Annotated in this window: 14 protein-coding genes; 7 read left to right on the top strand and 7 right to left on the bottom strand. The window is 66.0% G+C overall.

Annotation, left to right across the window (positions count from 1 at the left end; genetic code table 11):
- Positions 1–170: 170 nt before the first annotated feature.
- Positions 171–791, bottom strand: coding sequence for a 30S ribosomal protein S4 (gene rpsD / locus M4578_RS10920; protein ID WP_258093451.1), 621 nt, complete (start codon positions 789–791; stop codon positions 171–173).
- 323 nt (positions 792–1114) lie between these two features.
- Between rpsD and M4578_RS10925 the strand changes: the two genes are divergently transcribed.
- From M4578_RS10925 to phbB, 3 genes are all read left to right on the top strand, one after another.
- Entirely contained in the window at positions 1115–1918 is an 804-nt protein-coding gene (locus tag M4578_RS10925; RefSeq protein ID WP_258093452.1) for an EAL domain-containing protein, read from the top strand.
- Between the two features lie 192 nt (positions 1919–2110).
- The gene (locus tag M4578_RS10930) at positions 2111–3286 is read left to right on the top strand and encodes an acetyl-CoA C-acetyltransferase (RefSeq protein ID WP_258093453.1); all 1176 of its coding nucleotides are present in this window, start codon (positions 2111–2113) and stop codon (positions 3284–3286) included.
- A 153-nt stretch (positions 3287–3439) separates the two neighbouring features.
- The gene (gene phbB / locus M4578_RS10935) at positions 3440–4162 is read left to right on the top strand and encodes an acetoacetyl-CoA reductase (protein ID WP_258093454.1); all 723 of its coding nucleotides are present in this window, start codon (positions 3440–3442) and stop codon (positions 4160–4162) included.
- 147 nt (positions 4163–4309) lie between these two features.
- Here the strand turns inward: phbB and M4578_RS10940 are convergent, their stop codons facing one another.
- Positions 4310–4531: a hypothetical protein gene (locus M4578_RS10940; RefSeq protein ID WP_258093455.1), complete on the bottom strand. Its 222-nt coding sequence runs from the start codon at positions 4529–4531 to the stop codon at positions 4310–4312.
- Here M4578_RS10940 and gcvA point away from each other — a divergent pair.
- The gene (gene gcvA, locus M4578_RS10945; protein ID WP_258093537.1) at positions 4530–5471 is read left to right on the top strand and encodes a transcriptional regulator GcvA; all 942 of its coding nucleotides are present in this window, start codon (positions 4530–4532) and stop codon (positions 5469–5471) included. The genes M4578_RS10940 and gcvA overlap by 2 nt on opposite strands.
- A gap of 66 nt (positions 5472–5537) precedes the next feature.
- On the opposite strand, the gene M4578_RS10950 is transcribed toward gcvA, so the two are convergent.
- From M4578_RS10950 to M4578_RS10960, 3 genes are all read right to left on the bottom strand, one after another.
- A complete protein-coding gene (locus tag M4578_RS10950; protein WP_258093456.1) occupies positions 5538–5711 on the bottom strand; it encodes a YdcH family protein in 174 nt (57 codons plus the stop codon).
- Positions 5712–5823: 112 nt separating this feature from the next.
- Positions 5824–6597: a tRNA1(Val) (adenine(37)-N6)-methyltransferase gene (locus tag M4578_RS10955; RefSeq protein ID WP_258093457.1), complete on the bottom strand. Its 774-nt coding sequence runs from the start codon at positions 6595–6597 to the stop codon at positions 5824–5826.
- Positions 6587–6802 carry a putative signal transducing protein gene (locus tag M4578_RS10960; RefSeq protein WP_258093458.1) on the bottom strand — a complete coding sequence of 72 codons (216 nt, stop codon included), beginning with the start codon at positions 6800–6802 and terminating at the stop codon, positions 6587–6589. Before M4578_RS10960 ends, M4578_RS10955 begins: the two co-directional genes overlap by 11 nt.
- A gap of 55 nt (positions 6803–6857) precedes the next feature.
- Here M4578_RS10960 and M4578_RS10965 point away from each other — a divergent pair, with 55 nt between their 5' ends.
- Positions 6858–7859 (top strand): polyprenyl synthetase family protein, encoded by a 1002-nt coding sequence (locus tag M4578_RS10965; protein ID WP_258093459.1) that lies wholly within the window; start codon positions 6858–6860, stop codon positions 7857–7859.
- Here the strand turns inward: M4578_RS10965 and M4578_RS10970 are convergent.
- Together M4578_RS10970 and M4578_RS10975 are read right to left on the bottom strand one after the other, a co-directional pair.
- The gene (locus M4578_RS10970; protein ID WP_258093460.1) at positions 7815–8729 is read right to left on the bottom strand and encodes a 4-(cytidine 5'-diphospho)-2-C-methyl-D-erythritol kinase; all 915 of its coding nucleotides are present in this window, start codon (positions 8727–8729) and stop codon (positions 7815–7817) included. The two genes, M4578_RS10965 and M4578_RS10970, sit on opposite strands and share 45 nt — an antisense overlap.
- On the bottom strand, positions 8716–10443 hold the full coding sequence (locus tag M4578_RS10975; protein WP_258093461.1) for a tetratricopeptide repeat protein: 1728 nt from the start codon (positions 10441–10443) through the stop codon (positions 8716–8718). The genes M4578_RS10970 and M4578_RS10975 overlap by 14 nt, the downstream gene beginning before the upstream one ends.
- Positions 10444–10635: 192 nt before the next feature.
- On the opposite strand from M4578_RS10975, the gene M4578_RS10980 reads away from it, so the two are divergent.
- Entirely contained in the window at positions 10636–11856 is a 1221-nt protein-coding gene (locus M4578_RS10980) for a GTP-binding protein (RefSeq protein ID WP_258093462.1), read from the top strand.
- 112 nt (positions 11857–11968) lie between these two features.
- Positions 11969–14467: a cation:proton antiporter gene (locus M4578_RS10985; protein WP_258093463.1), complete on the top strand. Its 2499-nt coding sequence runs from the start codon at positions 11969–11971 to the stop codon at positions 14465–14467.
- Positions 14468–14493 lie beyond the last annotated feature (26 nt).

Here is a 14493-nt window from a genome sequence, read left to right on the forward strand (position 1 = left end):
GAAAAAGGCTCACACAGGCGCTATTTTTTATCAACTGGTAAAATATTTACACCCAACCGGAAACCGCCCGGCACGGCACAAATGGTCAAAATACGATCAAATCGCAGGCAGAAACGCAAAAGGCCGCGCAGAACGCGCGGCCTTCGGGCATGTCTCGGGCAGAACCGGGATCAGTTCTGCGCGTAGAATTCGATGACGAGGTTCGGTTCCATCTGCACCGGATAGGGCACATCGGCCAGACCGGGGGTGCGCACGAAGCTGGCGGTCATCTTGGAGTGATCCACTTCCAGATAATCCGGCACGTCGCGCTCGGGCAGTTGCACGGCTTCCAGAACGGTGGCGAGCTGCTTGGACTTCTCGCGGACCTCGATCACGTCACCCTCTTTCACACGGTAGGAGGGGATGTTCACGCGCTGGCCGTTCACCAGAACATGGCCGTGGTTCACGAACTGACGGGCCGCAAAGACGGTCGGAACGAATTTGGCACGGTAGACAACCGCGTCGAGACGGCGCTCGAGCAGGCCGATGAGCAGTTCACCGGTGTCGCCACGGATCCGCTCGGCTTCGGCGAAGATGCGGCGGAACTGCTTTTCGGTCAGGTCGCCGTAGTAGCCCTTGAGCTTCTGCTTGGCGCGGAGCTGCAGGCCGAAGTCCGACAGCTTGCCCTTGCGGCGCTGGCCGTGCTGGCCGGGGCCGTATTCACGCTTGTTGACCGGGGATTTCGGACGGCCCCAGATGTTTTCGCCCATCCGGCGGTCGATTTTGTACTTGGCAGACGTGCGTTTGGTCACGGCTGATCTCCTTCACAATAAGTGCCTTGCGGCTTGGTCCGAAAACCGGGTTCCGTTTTTCGGGCCGCAATCGCAGTTTCGAAGGGCGTTGTCCTCTCCCCGGATTTGGCCGGAGCGACAGGGCATCCCCTCGCGGGGGCCACCAACACCAATGAACGCGCGCTTATAGGCGCTTTGCCGGGGGAGTCAACACCCGGCTCCGCGGCCCCGGAAAACTGGCGCAAAATGCGATCATTTACGTGCGATTAAGCCCTGCGGGTCAGAGTAACCGGGTGGCGGGCCTTCGGCGTCCGGCATGACGCAGAAGAAGGGGCAGGCCGGAAATGCAGTCTCAGAACGCCTTGGAGATGGCGCTGGCCAAACGGGACAGCGGAATGCTCGAAACCGTGCGCGCGGCAATTCAGCATCAGCAGGTGATGCTGGCCTTCCAACCCGTGGTGCAGGCCCGCCAGCCCACCGTCGCCGCCTATTACGAGGGGCTGATCCGGGTGCTCGACGAAACCGGGCGGATCGTGCCCGCGCAAGACTTCATCGATTCGGTCGAAGAGACCGAATATGGCCGCCGGCTCGACTGCATCGCGCTGGAAAAGGGGCTGGCAGAGCTCGCGCGCGAGCCCGGGCTGCGGCTTGCGATCAATATGTCGGCGCGCTCGATCGGTTATCGGAACTGGATGCGCATTCTCACCGGCGGGCTCGAGACGGACCCGACCGTCGGCGAACGGCTGATTCTCGAAATCACCGAATCCTCCGCCATGCTGGTGCCCGAACTGGTCACCAGTTTCATGGCCGACTTGCAGAGCAAGGGAATCGCCTTTGCGATGGACGATTTCGGCGCCGGCTACACGGCGCTGCGCCACTTCAAGGACTTCAATTTCGACATTCTCAAGATCGACGGGCAGTTCATTCGTGGAATCGCCCGCGATCCCGACAACCAGGTCGTGACCCGCGCCATCGCCGCCATCGCCGAACAGTTCGACCTGTTCACCGTCGCCGAATCGGTCGAACGGGCGGACGATGCCCGCTACCTCACCGAAATCGGGATCGACTGCCTTCAGGGATTCTTCTTCGGCGCCCCCACAGTGACCCCCGCCTGGCGCCACGACCCCGCCGAAAGCGCCAGCGCCTGAGCGGGCGCCACCCCGCCTCCCCCTTAACGCCCGATTTTTGCGCTAGCATTTGCGCTATCAGCCCGCGATTTCCGCAGACTGCCTCTGTCCCATGCCGCAACGGCACGCTATGAACAAAGCGCAAGATCAAAGAGGGGGGTCTTGACGCATGGTCGGGCCTCCCGCCTCACGCTCTGCTTGGAGGAGTTATCCATGACCAATGTCGTCATCGCATCCGCGGCCCGCACCGCCGTCGGCAGCTTCGGGGGATCGTTTGCCAACACCCCGGCACACGATCTGGGGGCCGCCGTGCTCGAAGCGCTGGTCGCCCGCGCCGGCATCGAAAAGGGAGAGGTCTCGGAGACCATCCTCGGCCAGGTCCTGACCGCGGCGCAGGGCCAGAACCCCGCCCGTCAGGCGCATATCAACGCCGGTCTGCCGCAGGAAAGCGCCGCCTGGAGCATCAACCAGGTCTGCGGCTCGGGCCTGCGCACCGTGGCGCTGGCCGCGCAGCACATCCAGCTTGGCGATGCGGATATCGTCTGCGCCGGCGGGCAGGAAAACATGTCGATGTCGCCCCATGCGCAGAACCTGCGCGTGGCGCACAAGATGGGCGATGTGAAATACATCGACACCATGATCAAGGACGGGCTCTGGGACGCGTTCAACGGCTACCACATGGGCCAGACCGCCGAGAATGTCGCCGAGCAGTGGCAGATCAGCCGCGACATGCAGGACGAGTTCGCGCTCGCCTCGCAAAACAAGGCCGAGGCCGCGCAGAAGGCCGGCAAGTTCGATGACGAGGTGATCCCCTTCACGATCAAGACCCGCAAGGGCGACATCGTGGCGGACAAGGATGAATACATCCGGCACGGCGCCACCATCGAGAGCATGCAGAAGCTGCGCCCGGCCTTCACCAAGGACGGCACCGTCACCGCGGGCAACGCCTCGGGCATCAACGATGGCGCCGCCGGCGTGCTGCTGATGTCGGCCGACAATGCCGAAAAGCGCGGCATCACCCCGCTGGCCCGCATCGCCTCCTACGCCACCGCCGGGCTCGACCCGTCGATCATGGGCGTGGGGCCGATCTACGCCTCGCGCAAGGCGCTGGAAAAGGCCGGCTGGAGCGCCAGCGACCTGGATCTGGTGGAAGCCAACGAAGCCTTTGCCGCACAGGCCTGCGCGGTGAACAAGGACATGGGCTGGGATCCGGCCATCGTGAACGTGAACGGCGGCGCCATCGCCATCGGCCACCCGATCGGCGCTTCGGGCGCACGGATCCTCAACACGCTGCTCTTCGAGATGCAGCGCCGCGACGCCAAGAAGGGCCTCGCCACGCTCTGCATCGGCGGCGGCATGGGCGTCGCGCTCTGCGTGGAGCGCCCGTGACGGCCTCGATACTCTTTCGAAAAGGGCGCCGCGGGCGCCCTTTTTTCATTTTCGGCACCGATCTGTCGTAAAATCTTCACGCAATAATATTGCGCATCATAAGTTCTTTCGGTAACAACCTTGCAAAGAGCACAAGCCAGACTGGAGGATATCATGGCGAGAGTTGCACTGGTCACGGGTGGCACGCGGGGCATCGGCGAAGCGATCTCCAAGGCGCTGAAGGCGGAAGGCTACGACGTGGCCGCAACCTATGCCGGCAATGACGAGAAGGCGGCCGCCTTCACCGAAGCCACGGGCATCAAGACCTACAAATGGAACGCGGCGGATTACGAAGCCTCGAAGGCCGGGATCGCGCAGGTCGAGGCCGATCTGGGCCCGATCGACGTGGTGGTCGCCAATGCCGGCATCACCCGCGACGCGCCGTTCCACAAGATGACCCCGGAACAGTGGAAAGAGGTGATCGACACCAACCTCACCGGCGTGTTCAACACCGTCCACCCGATCTGGCCCGGCATGCGCGAGCGCAAGTTCGGCCGCGTCATCGTGATCTCGTCGATCAACGGCCAGAAGGGCCAGTTCGCGCAGGTGAACTATGCCGCGACCAAGGCCGGCGATCTGGGCATCGTGAAATCGCTGGCGCAGGAAGGCGCGCGCTACGGCATCACCGCCAACGCCATCTGCCCGGGCTATATCGGCACCGAGATGGTCATGGCCGTGCCGGAGAAGGTCCGCGAGTCGATCATCGCGCAGATCCCCACCGGTCGTCTGGGTGAGCCTGAGGAAATCGCGCGCTGCGTGGTGTTCCTGGCGGCCGACGAAGCGGCCTTCCTCAACGGCTCGACGATCTCGGCCAACGGTGGCCAGTTCTTCGTCTGACCCGCGACAGATCCGACCCTTTCCAAACCCCGGCGCCTCACGCCGGGGTTTTTGCATTCCGGGCGGGAAACGCCCCCGGAGCCCGAAGGTTCGGAGGCGTCCCGCTGCGCGACCGCGCCAGACCGCAGGGCCCAGAAGGGCCTTCGGTCACCAGCGGCGCGGAAGCAGCATCCCCCAAAACGCCGCAAAGGCCCGCCCCCGCGCCAGATGCGCGGCGCGGATCGCGTCCCGGTGACGGGCATCTCTCTGTGTTTCGATCACGGCGAAACCTGCGTCAGAAATTTTGAACTGACAGCACCATGATCCCAATATTATAAAGCCACAAACGAGACTCTTTCGGCCTTCAGACAAGTATTCCTTGACCGTCATGCCCGAGCGCCTGCCCCCTCTCACCGCCTTACGCGCCTTCGAGGCCGCCGCGCGCCACATGTCCTTTGCCGCTGCGGCGCAGGAGCTGAACGTCACCCCGGCGGCGCTGTCCTTCCAGATTCGCAATCTCGAAGAACATCTGGGGCAGCCGCTCTTTCGCCGCCTGAATCGCGCAGTGGAACTGACACCAGCGGGCCACGCGCTGGCGCCGGGCTGTAGCGAGGGGTTCGCCCGGCTGGCCTCCGCATGGCGCGCGGCGCGGCAGCGGCAGGAGACGCCGGTTCTCACCGTGACGGCGGGGCCGGCCTTCACGGCGAAATGGCTGTCGCCGCGCCTCTTCGAATTCGCCCAATGCCATCCCGAGATCGAGCTGCGCTTTACCGCGAATTTCCGGATGATGGATTTCGAGCGCGACGAGGTGGATGTCGCGATCCGCTACCGTCTCGCTGCGGAACCGTCGCTGTGGTCGATGGATCTGATGGACGAATGGCTGTCGCCGATGATGGTGCCCGCCCTGGCCGCGCGCTTTCCCACCCCCGAAAGCCTGCTCGACGCACCGCTGTTGTCCGAGGACAGCACGAATTTCCTGTCCCCACGCCCGGACTGGGCCGCCTGGTTCCGAGCCAGCGGCATTGCACAGGATACGGTCGTGGCCACCCGGTTCAACCAGGCGGATCATGCAATTGATGCCGCGCTCGCTGGCGCCGGCGTGGTGCTGACACGCTCGTCCATCGCCGCGCACGCGCTGGCCGCGGGCAGGCTGGTCGCGCCCTTCCCCATCGCGCTCGGCACACCGGCGCGCTATCGCTTCGTCTGCGCCAAGGGCACAGAGGACGATCCCCGCATCGCCGCTTACCGAAGCTGGCTGGTTGGCGAAATCCGCACGCAGACAAGCGCCCTGCCGGACAAGCAGGTTATTCAGGTGTCGGATATGGTGTGATGCGGAGACCGGTCAGCCCGGCAGCCCAGGGGACCACCGGACCTTGTTCATTGAGGATAGATCAGATCAGTGCGGCCGTCCGCTCAGCCGCGTGATTTCTTCCTTGAGGCGCAGTTTCTGCTTTTTCAACTCGGCCATATGCAGGCCATCGGCGCCGGGACTGCGTTGCATTTGTTCCACAGTGGACGAGAGGCTCTGGTGTTTCTTCTTCAGTTCCTGCAGATGCGAACTCAAGCTCATACTTTCCTCCTGTGCTGGGTTGAACCTCCAGTGCAGCACATCCGGCGATTCAAGTCACGCCGCAGGTGCGAAGGTACTGAAGATTGTCTTACCATACGTCAACGATACGCGATCAGGCCGGGAAATTGAGCGCCCTGCCCTCCCGCAGCACCGCCCGAATGACATCGGTATAGTCTTCGCCGTCTTCAAGGTGGGCCGCGCCGTCATGCAGGACAAGCGGCGCATGCAGGCGAAAAGCCGCGCGTCCGCCCTTGCGCCCACGCGCGAGAATCAGCCGGGGCGCGCGGCCCGCGCGCGGGGCCAGCGGCCAGATCTCCAGCGATCCGAGCCCCGCCTGCATGGCGCCCAGCAGTTCGGGCAGGCGCTCGGCGCGCTGGATGAAGCTGGCGGTGCCGCGCGGGGCGAGTCGCTTTGCCGCAAGCGCCACCCAGGTGGCCAGCGGGGTCGGCCCGGCCAGCGCCACCTCGCGCCCGCCATCGGGCGCGGCGCTGCGGCTCTCGGCGTGGAAATAGGGCGGATTGGCCAGAACATGATCGAAGGACTGCGCCCGCAGCGCGGCGGGCGGCGCGGCGATGTCGGCCTCGATCACCGTACCCGACAAGCCGTTTTCAGAAAGATTCCGGCGGGCCAGCGCCGCATAGGCAGGCTGAACCTCGATCCCGGTGAGTGCCAGCCCCGGCACCCGGACCCCCAGACAGCAAAGCGCCGGCCCCGCACCGCAGCCCAGCTCCAGCACCCGCTGCCCCGGCTGAGCCGGGACGGTGGCTGCCAGCAAAACAGGATCGATTCCCGCGCGATAGCCCTCGCGCGGCTGCCAGAGCTGCACCCGCCCGCCCAGAAAGGCGTTGCGCGCCAGCGCCGCTTCGGCAAAGGGCTCAGCTCTCAAATTTCACCCCGCAAAGGCGCAACAGCCGGCGGGCATCGTCGAGCTGGTCGGCGCGCACCATCAGCCGGCGCGGCAGAATGCCCAAGCTGCCTTCGAGCACGCTCATGTTTACGTCCAGCTCGAAGCTGTCTATACCCTCCTCGTCGAGAAGGGTTTTCACCAGCGGGATCAGCGTGATGTCGGTGGTGCGCAAAAGCTCTTCCATAATGGGGATGTAAGGACAGGGCCGCCGCCTTGTCGAGCCTGATGCCGAGGGTTTGATGAGCCTGGATACGCCGAAACAAAAGCCGCATGACCGGCTTGCCGCGCTGCTTTCCGAAGATATGGCCAGCGTCAATGCGCTGATACGGGAACGCATGGCGTCGAAACACGCGCCGCGCATACCGGAAGTGACCGCCCACCTGGTCGAAGCCGGGGGCAAGCGTCTGCGTCCGATGCTGACACTCGCCGCAGCGCGAATCTGCAACTATGACGGGCCCTATCACGTGCATCTGGCCGCGACGGTGGAGTTCATCCACACCGCGACCCTGCTGCATGACGATGTGGTGGACGAAAGCGCGCAGCGTCGCGGGCGGCCCACCGCGAACCTGCTCTGGGACAACAAGTCCAGCGTGCTGGTGGGCGATTATCTTTTCGCGCGCTCCTTCCAGCTCATGGTCGAGCCGGGCAATCTGCGGGTGCTCGACATCCTGTCGAACGCCGCGGCGACCATCGCCGAGGGCGAGGTGCTGCAACTCACCGCCGCGCAGGATCTGCGCACCGACGAGGACATCTATCTTCAGGTGGTGCGCGGCAAGACGGCGGCGCTGTTCTCGGCCGCGACCGAGGTGGGCGGCGTGATCGCCGGCGTCGGAGAGGCGCAGATCCAGGCGCTGTTCGACTATGGCGACGCCCTGGGGATCGCCTTCCAGATCGTTGACGATCTGCTGGATTATCAGGGCGATACATCCGCCACGGGCAAGAATGTCGGCGACGATTTCCGCGAGCGTAAACTGACCCTGCCGGTGATCAAGGCGGTGGCGGCGGCCGATGCCGAAGAACGCGTCTTCTGGGAACGTGTGATCGAAAAGGGCGATCAGCGCGATGGCGATCTGGAACAGGCACTGGCCCTGCTCGACAAGCACGGGGCGCTCGAGGCAACCCGCGCCGATGCGCTGGTCTGGGCCGACAAGGCCAAGCAGGCCATGGCCGTGCTGCCCGCCTCCGAGCTGCGCGACCTATTGATCGACCTGGCCGATTTCGTGGTCTCGCGGGTCTACTGACAGGCGCGGACGGGCGGCGTCGGAAACGTCGCCCAGCACGCATTTCGCGATCCACCAGCCGCCATGCATGAGGCGAAGCTGGGCTGCCGCGCATTCGGCATACGCCTCGGACGGGAAAAGCGCGAAACAGGTCGCGCCCGAGCCCGACATCCGCGCCAACTGGCAGCCCCGCAAGCCGGCCAGCACCGCAAGCACCTCGCCAATCGCCGGCTCGATCCGGCAGGCCGCTGCCTGAAGATCGTTGCGGGTTGCAGACAGGAAGGCCAGCAGCGCCTCGGGGCTGGACAGGTCGGGCAATGCCTCGGGCATCGGCGGATTGTCCCGCTCCTCCAGCGCCCGGAAGACATCCGGCGTGGCCACGGGCCGGCGCGGGTTGGCCAGCACCGCATGCAGCGGCGGCAAGGCGACCGGCACCAGCGTTTCGCCGATCCCGCTTGCCCGCAACGGGCGCGATTCGAGGCACATGGGCACATCCGCCCCGAGGGCCAACGCGGTGGCAGCCTGCTCCGGCCCCGGACTGCGCCCCTGCAAGGCCATCATGCCCCGGATCGCCGCCGCCGCATCGGCAGAGCCACCGCCGATCCCCGAGGCTGCGGGCAGGCATTTTTCAAGCGCCAGTGCCGCCCCCTGATCCCCGGCGACACCGGCAGCCGCGCGCAGCGCAAGGTTGTCCATCCCCGAGGGCAGTCCTGCCCCCTCGGCCCCCGTGACCTGCAACGACAGGGTCTCGGCAGGCGCCAGAGTCAGCCGATCACCGACCGAGGCGAAACAGACCAGCGAATCCAGCAGGTGATAGCCATCGGCCCGGCGCCCGGTGACATGCAGCGTCAGATTGATCTTTGCCGGGGCAAAAACCTCAGTCCGCGCCATTGGCAACGGTCAGCGGCGGCGCGCCCTCTTCGGCAAGAACCTGATCCAGCCCGAGCTTGAGCTTGCGGCGGATGCGCTCGGGATCCACCTCGTCCGAAGCCTCTTCCCAGTTCACGAAACTCAGCGCCCGTTTCCACTGGAACTCCGCCTCGAGATCGCGGCCCACCGCCCAATAGACATCGCCCAGGTGATCGTTGACCACCGGGTCCACCGGCATCAGCTCGGCGGCGCGTTCCATATGCACGACGGCCGCCTGATAGCGGCCCAGACGATAGAGCGCCCAGCCCAGGCTATCCACAATATAGCCGCTTTGCGGTTGCGCCGCGACGGCGCGTTCGATCATCGACAGCGCCTCGTCCAGCTTCACGTGATGCTCGACCAGCGAATAGCCGAGATAGTTCAGCACCTGCGGCTGATCCGGGTTCAGTTTCAGCGCGGCGCGGAAATCGGCCTCGGCGGCCTCCCAGTCCTTCAGCCGCTCCTTGCTGATCCCGCGGGCGTAATAGAGGAACCATTGCGTCGGACTGGGCTCGCTGAAGGTGGCCAGCGCACTGTCATAGGCCGTAACCGCCTCTTCATAGCGGTCGAGCTGGCGCATGAGATCGCCCAGCGCCGATTGCACCGTGGCCTGTTCGCCATCGGTCTCGGCAAGCTGCTCCAGCACTTCGACCGCGGCATCCACCTTGCCCGACGAGCGCAGCGCCTCGGCCCGGCCCAGTTCGGCAGCATAATAGGAGGAATCATCGCGCGGCACGTTCTTGTAGGCCGCCACGGCAAGATCGTATTGCCCGAGGCTTTCCAGAAGATTCGCCGAAAGCAGGATGGCACCGACATGATCCGGGCGCAGATATTCCGCGATCCGCGAATACAGCAGCGTGAAATCGTCGTTCGCCTCCGCCGAAAGCGCGCCGGCCAGCGTGTAGAACACCTCGGCCACGCCGTCCTTGGCGGAATTCACATAGGTGAAGGGCAGGCTTGCCCCCTCGACCAGCGCCTGACGCATCTCCACCAGGCCCGGATCCATCGGCGGCGGGAAACCCTCGTCGATCATCGCCACCGCCTCGGCCTGACGGTCGAGCTGGCTGAGGATTTCGGCCCGCGCCATGACCGCGCGCCGGGTCAACTGCATGCTGCCCGCACGACGCTCGGCAAAGATCGCTTCGGCGCCTTCGAAATCGCCGACCGAGGCCAGCGCCATCGCCTTGTGATAGTAGGCGAAGGGGGCCAGCCCCTTTTCTTCCGCCACCGTATCGAAGGCGACCAGAGCGGCGCTCATATCGCCGCGCCCAAGCTCCGACCAGGCCGCCACCAGCCCGTCGACCAGCGGCCCGATCGCGGTCTTGTCGCGGATCCGCTTCAGCAGCGCGTCATAGTCCTCGCGCTGCGCCAGCTCGGCGATCTGCGCCATGTGGCCGACCTGGCTCTGGAACCCCTGTTTCGAAAGCTGATCCGCAAGGCTCACCGCATGCGGGATGTCACCGAGCGACAGATGCGCCAGCGTGGCACGTTCCAGCAGCTCCGGGTTGCCGGGATCGAAGGCGACCGAGCGGCCGTAATATTCCGCCGCCGCTTTGAAATCCCCCAGGAAACTCGCCTGCCGGGCAGCAAGGTAGTCTCCGGCCAGGTTGTTCGCCGCCGCCGGCGCCGCCAACGCGGACGCCACGATCGCCGCGAACCCCGCAGTCCGAAGAACTCCAAACGCCTTGCCTGCCATGCCACAGCCTCCTTTTTTCATCCGCAAAGCCTAGCCCGCCGGGCGCGGCCACGCAATGCGGCGACGGATCACGCAGCCGTCATCCAAGCGCGTTTTCGCCCGCCTCCGCACGCCGAGCGCGGCCTTCCCGCTTGCCATGCTCCCCCGTCCGACGTTAAACGTTATGTTATAACATATCAAACAGGAGTCGCTATGCCCCCCAAAGATCCCCGCCTGCCGGTCACGGTGCTGTCCGGCTTCCTCGGAGCCGGCAAGACCACGCTTCTGAACGAGGTGCTGAACAACCGCGAAGGCCGCCGTGTGGCGGTCATCGTCAACGATATGTCCGAGGTGAATATCGACGCAGATCTCGTGCGCGAAGGCGGCGCGGATCTGAGCCAGACCGAGGAAAAGCTGGTCGAGATGTCGAACGGCTGCATCTGCTGCACCCTGCGCGACGACCTTCTGACCGAGGTCCGGCGCCTCGCCATGGAAGGGCGCTTCGATTATCTGCTGATCGAATCCACCGGAATCTCGGAACCTCTGCCGGTCGCCGCCACCTTCGAGTTCCGCGACGAATGGGGCGAAAGCCTCTCGGATGTGGCGCGGCTCGACACGATGGTGACCGTGGTCGATACGGTGAACCTGCTGGAAGATTACGCCAGCCACGATTTCCTCAGGGACCGTGGCGAAAGCCTTGGCGACGGCGATGCGCGCACGCTGGTGGACCTGCTGGTCGACCAGATCGAATTCGCCGATGTGGTGGTGCTGAACAAGGTCGGCGACGCCGGCCCGGACAAGCGCAGCGCCGCCCGGCTGATCGTCACCGCCCTGAACCCCGACGCGCAGATCATCGAGACCGATTTCGGCCGCGTGCCGCAGGAACGGATCTTCGACACCGGGCTCTTCGATTTCGAAACCGCGCATGAACACCCGCTCTGGGCAAAGGAGCTTTACGGCTTTGCCGACCATGTGCCGGAAACCGAGGAATACGGCGTCAGCTCTTTCGTCTACCGGGCGCGGCAGCCGTTCCACCCGCAAAAGATCCACGATGTGCTGAACGATCCCCTACCCGGCGTGATCCGTGCCAAGGGGCATTTCTGGATCGCCACCCGCCCCGACTGGCTGGCGGAGTTTTCGCTGGCCGGCGCGCTCTCCAGCATCCGTCCGCTGGGCCAGTGGTGGGCCACCGTGCCGAAAGAGCGGCGCCCGGATCACCCGCAGGCCGTGGCCTATCTGGAACAACACTGGCAAGAGCCCTTTGGCGACCGCCGGCAGGAACTGGTCTTCATCGGCTCGGAGATGGACCGGGACGCCATCTGCGCCGCGCTCGACGCGGCCCTGATGCCTGCGGGTTCCGGCTTCCGCCCCGAAAGCTGGAGCGATCTGCCCGACCCGTTCCCGGCCTGGCGCCGCGCCTCGGAAGCCGCCTGACCGCCCAGCCCGGTGGCGGATCCCCCCGCCCCGGGCAACTTCCCTCCGATGTTCGCCCTCCCGGACAAAAGCGCTCTTTTGTCTGGATGGGTCCTGCCGCTATTTCAGGTCCATGGACATCGTTCTGATCACCACCCTCATCGCGTCGCTGTTCCTCGTGATCGGCCTGGCCGAGCCGCTCGCGGCCCGGCTGCGGCTGCCCTACAGCGTGATCCTGGCGATATTGGGCAGCCTGATCGGCGTGGGGGCGATCTTTTTCCTGCGCACCGACCTCACCGACGCGCTGAACCCGGTCGCCGAAGCGATCCTCGGCCTGCCGATCCGCTCGAACGTGTTCCTCTATGTCTTCCTGCCGACGCTGCTGTTCCAGGCCACACTGGGCATGGACATCCGCCGGATGCTCGACGACTGGGTGCCCATCCTCGTGCTGGCGGTGATCGCCGTCATCGTCGCCACGCTTTCCGTAGGTTTTGCACTCTCCTGGACCTCCGGCCTGCCGCTGGTCGCCTGCTTCCTGATCGGCGCCATCGTCTCGACCACCGACCCCTCGGCGGTGATCTCGATCTTCCGCTCGCTCTCGGCGCCGCGACGGCTGGCGCGGATCATCGAGGGCGAAAGCCTGCTCAACGACGCCGCTGCCATCGCGCTGTTCGGCCTCTTCATGGGCTTCGTGATGCTGGGCATCCCGGACCCGACGCTAAAGGACGCGCTCACCCGCTTTCCGCTACTGATCCTCGGCGGCGCGCTCACCGGCTGGATCGCCGCCCGCGTGGTGATCCGCCTCATGGGTCTCTTCGGGCAGCACGAGCTTGCGCAGCATTCGCTCTCGGTCGCCCTGCCCTACCTCGCCTATATCATCGCCGAACAAAGCGTCGGCGCCTCGGGGGTGATTGCCGTGGTCGCGGCGGGGCTCACGCTGAACCTCGTCGGGCCGGGCCGGATCCCGCCGCAGGCATGGACCAATCTGCGCGACATCTGGGATCTGCTGGCACATTGGGCGGGCGCGCTGATCTTCATCCTCGCCGCGCTGCTGATCCCCCGGTTGCTCGAAGAGTTCCGGCTCAGCGACGCGGTGCTGATCGGAGTGGTGGTGCTGGCCGCCATTGTGGCGCGCGCCGCCATTCTCTTCGGCGCCCTCCCGCTGCTGACCGCGCTGCGCCTGTCGCCCGCGGTCGAGCGCCCCTACCGCGTGGCGATCCTCTGGGGCGGGCTGCGCGGCGCCGTCACCCTGGCGCTGGCGCTGGCGGTCACCGAAAGTTTCCGCGTGCCGCTCGAGGTCAAGCGGCTGGTGGGCATCCTGGCCACCGGCTTCACCCTCTTCACGCTGATCGTACAGGGCACGACGCTGCGCTGGGTGATCCGCAAGCTGGGGCTCGATCAGCTTTCCCCCATCGACCAGGCGCTGTCGCGGCAGGTGGTGGCCGTGGCGCTGCAAACCGTGCGCGAGGATGTCGCCCGCACCACGACGAATTACGAGCTGAACCGCGAGATCGTGCGCGGCGAGGCCAAGCGTTTCGGCGACCGGCTCGACGATGCGGTGCGCGAGGCCGAGGAGACGACCGAGATCCTCGACCGCGACCGCATCACCCTGGGCCTGATCGCCCTGGCCGGGGCCGAGCGCGACACGATCATCGCCCGGGTGCGCGATCATTCGGTCTCGGCGCGGCTGGCCGAGGCGCTGCTGTCGGATGCCGACCGGCTGATCGAGGCAACCCATTCCGGCGGGCGCACCGGCTATCGCCGGGCGGCGCGGCGCACTGTGGCCTACGGGCGCGGCTTTCGGCTGGCGGCATCGCTGCACAATCGCTTCGGGCTTTCGGCCCCGCTGACCCGGCTCACCGCCGACCGGTTCGAACTGCTGCTGTCGCAAAAGCTGATCCTGCGCGATCTCGACGGGTTCATCCATGGCCGCATTCGACGGATCCACGGCCGCCGCGTCTCCGACCTGCTGACCGCGCTTCTGACCCGCCGGATGGAAAGCGTGGAGACCGCGCTGGAAGGGCTCCGGCTGCAATATCCCGGCTATGCGGAAGAGCTGGAGCGCCGGTTCATCCGGCGCACCGCACTGCGGCTCGAAGAACGCGAATATGCCTCGATGCGCGCGGACGGGCTGATCGGCGACGAACTGCACACCGCGCTGATGCAGGAAATCGCCGCGCGCCGCGCCGCCGCCGAGGAACGCCCCAGGCTCGACCTCGCACTGCAACGGACCGAGCTGGTGCGGCAGTTCCCGCTTTTCACCGGCCTGGACGAGCGCGAGATCCGGCGGCTCGCCCGCTCGCTTTCGGCCCGCTACGTCAATGCCGGCGAGGTGGTGATGGTCAAGGACAGCCCGCCGCGCAGCGTCTGTTTCATCGCCACCGGCGCGGTGGAGCTGGAGAATGCCGGCCAGACCTGGCGGCTCGGGCGCGGCGAGATGTTCGGCCAGATGGCGATCCTCACCCGCAAACCGCGCCGGGTGGAGGCGCGCGCCATCGCGCCCAGCACGCTGCTTATTCTCGACGATGCGCGGTTCCGGCGGCTCCTGAAGCGCAGCCCACGGCTGCGCGCCGCGGTGCGGGCCAGCGCCGAAAAGCGGGGCATCGACCCCGAGACGATCCTTCCGGCGTGACGCCGGGTGGCGGGGGGGGGGGTTGG

Source organism: Salipiger pentaromativorans (genome assembly GCF_024721115.1).
In the GTDB taxonomy this organism is placed as follows: domain Bacteria; phylum Pseudomonadota; class Alphaproteobacteria; order Rhodobacterales; family Rhodobacteraceae; genus Salipiger; species Salipiger pentaromativorans.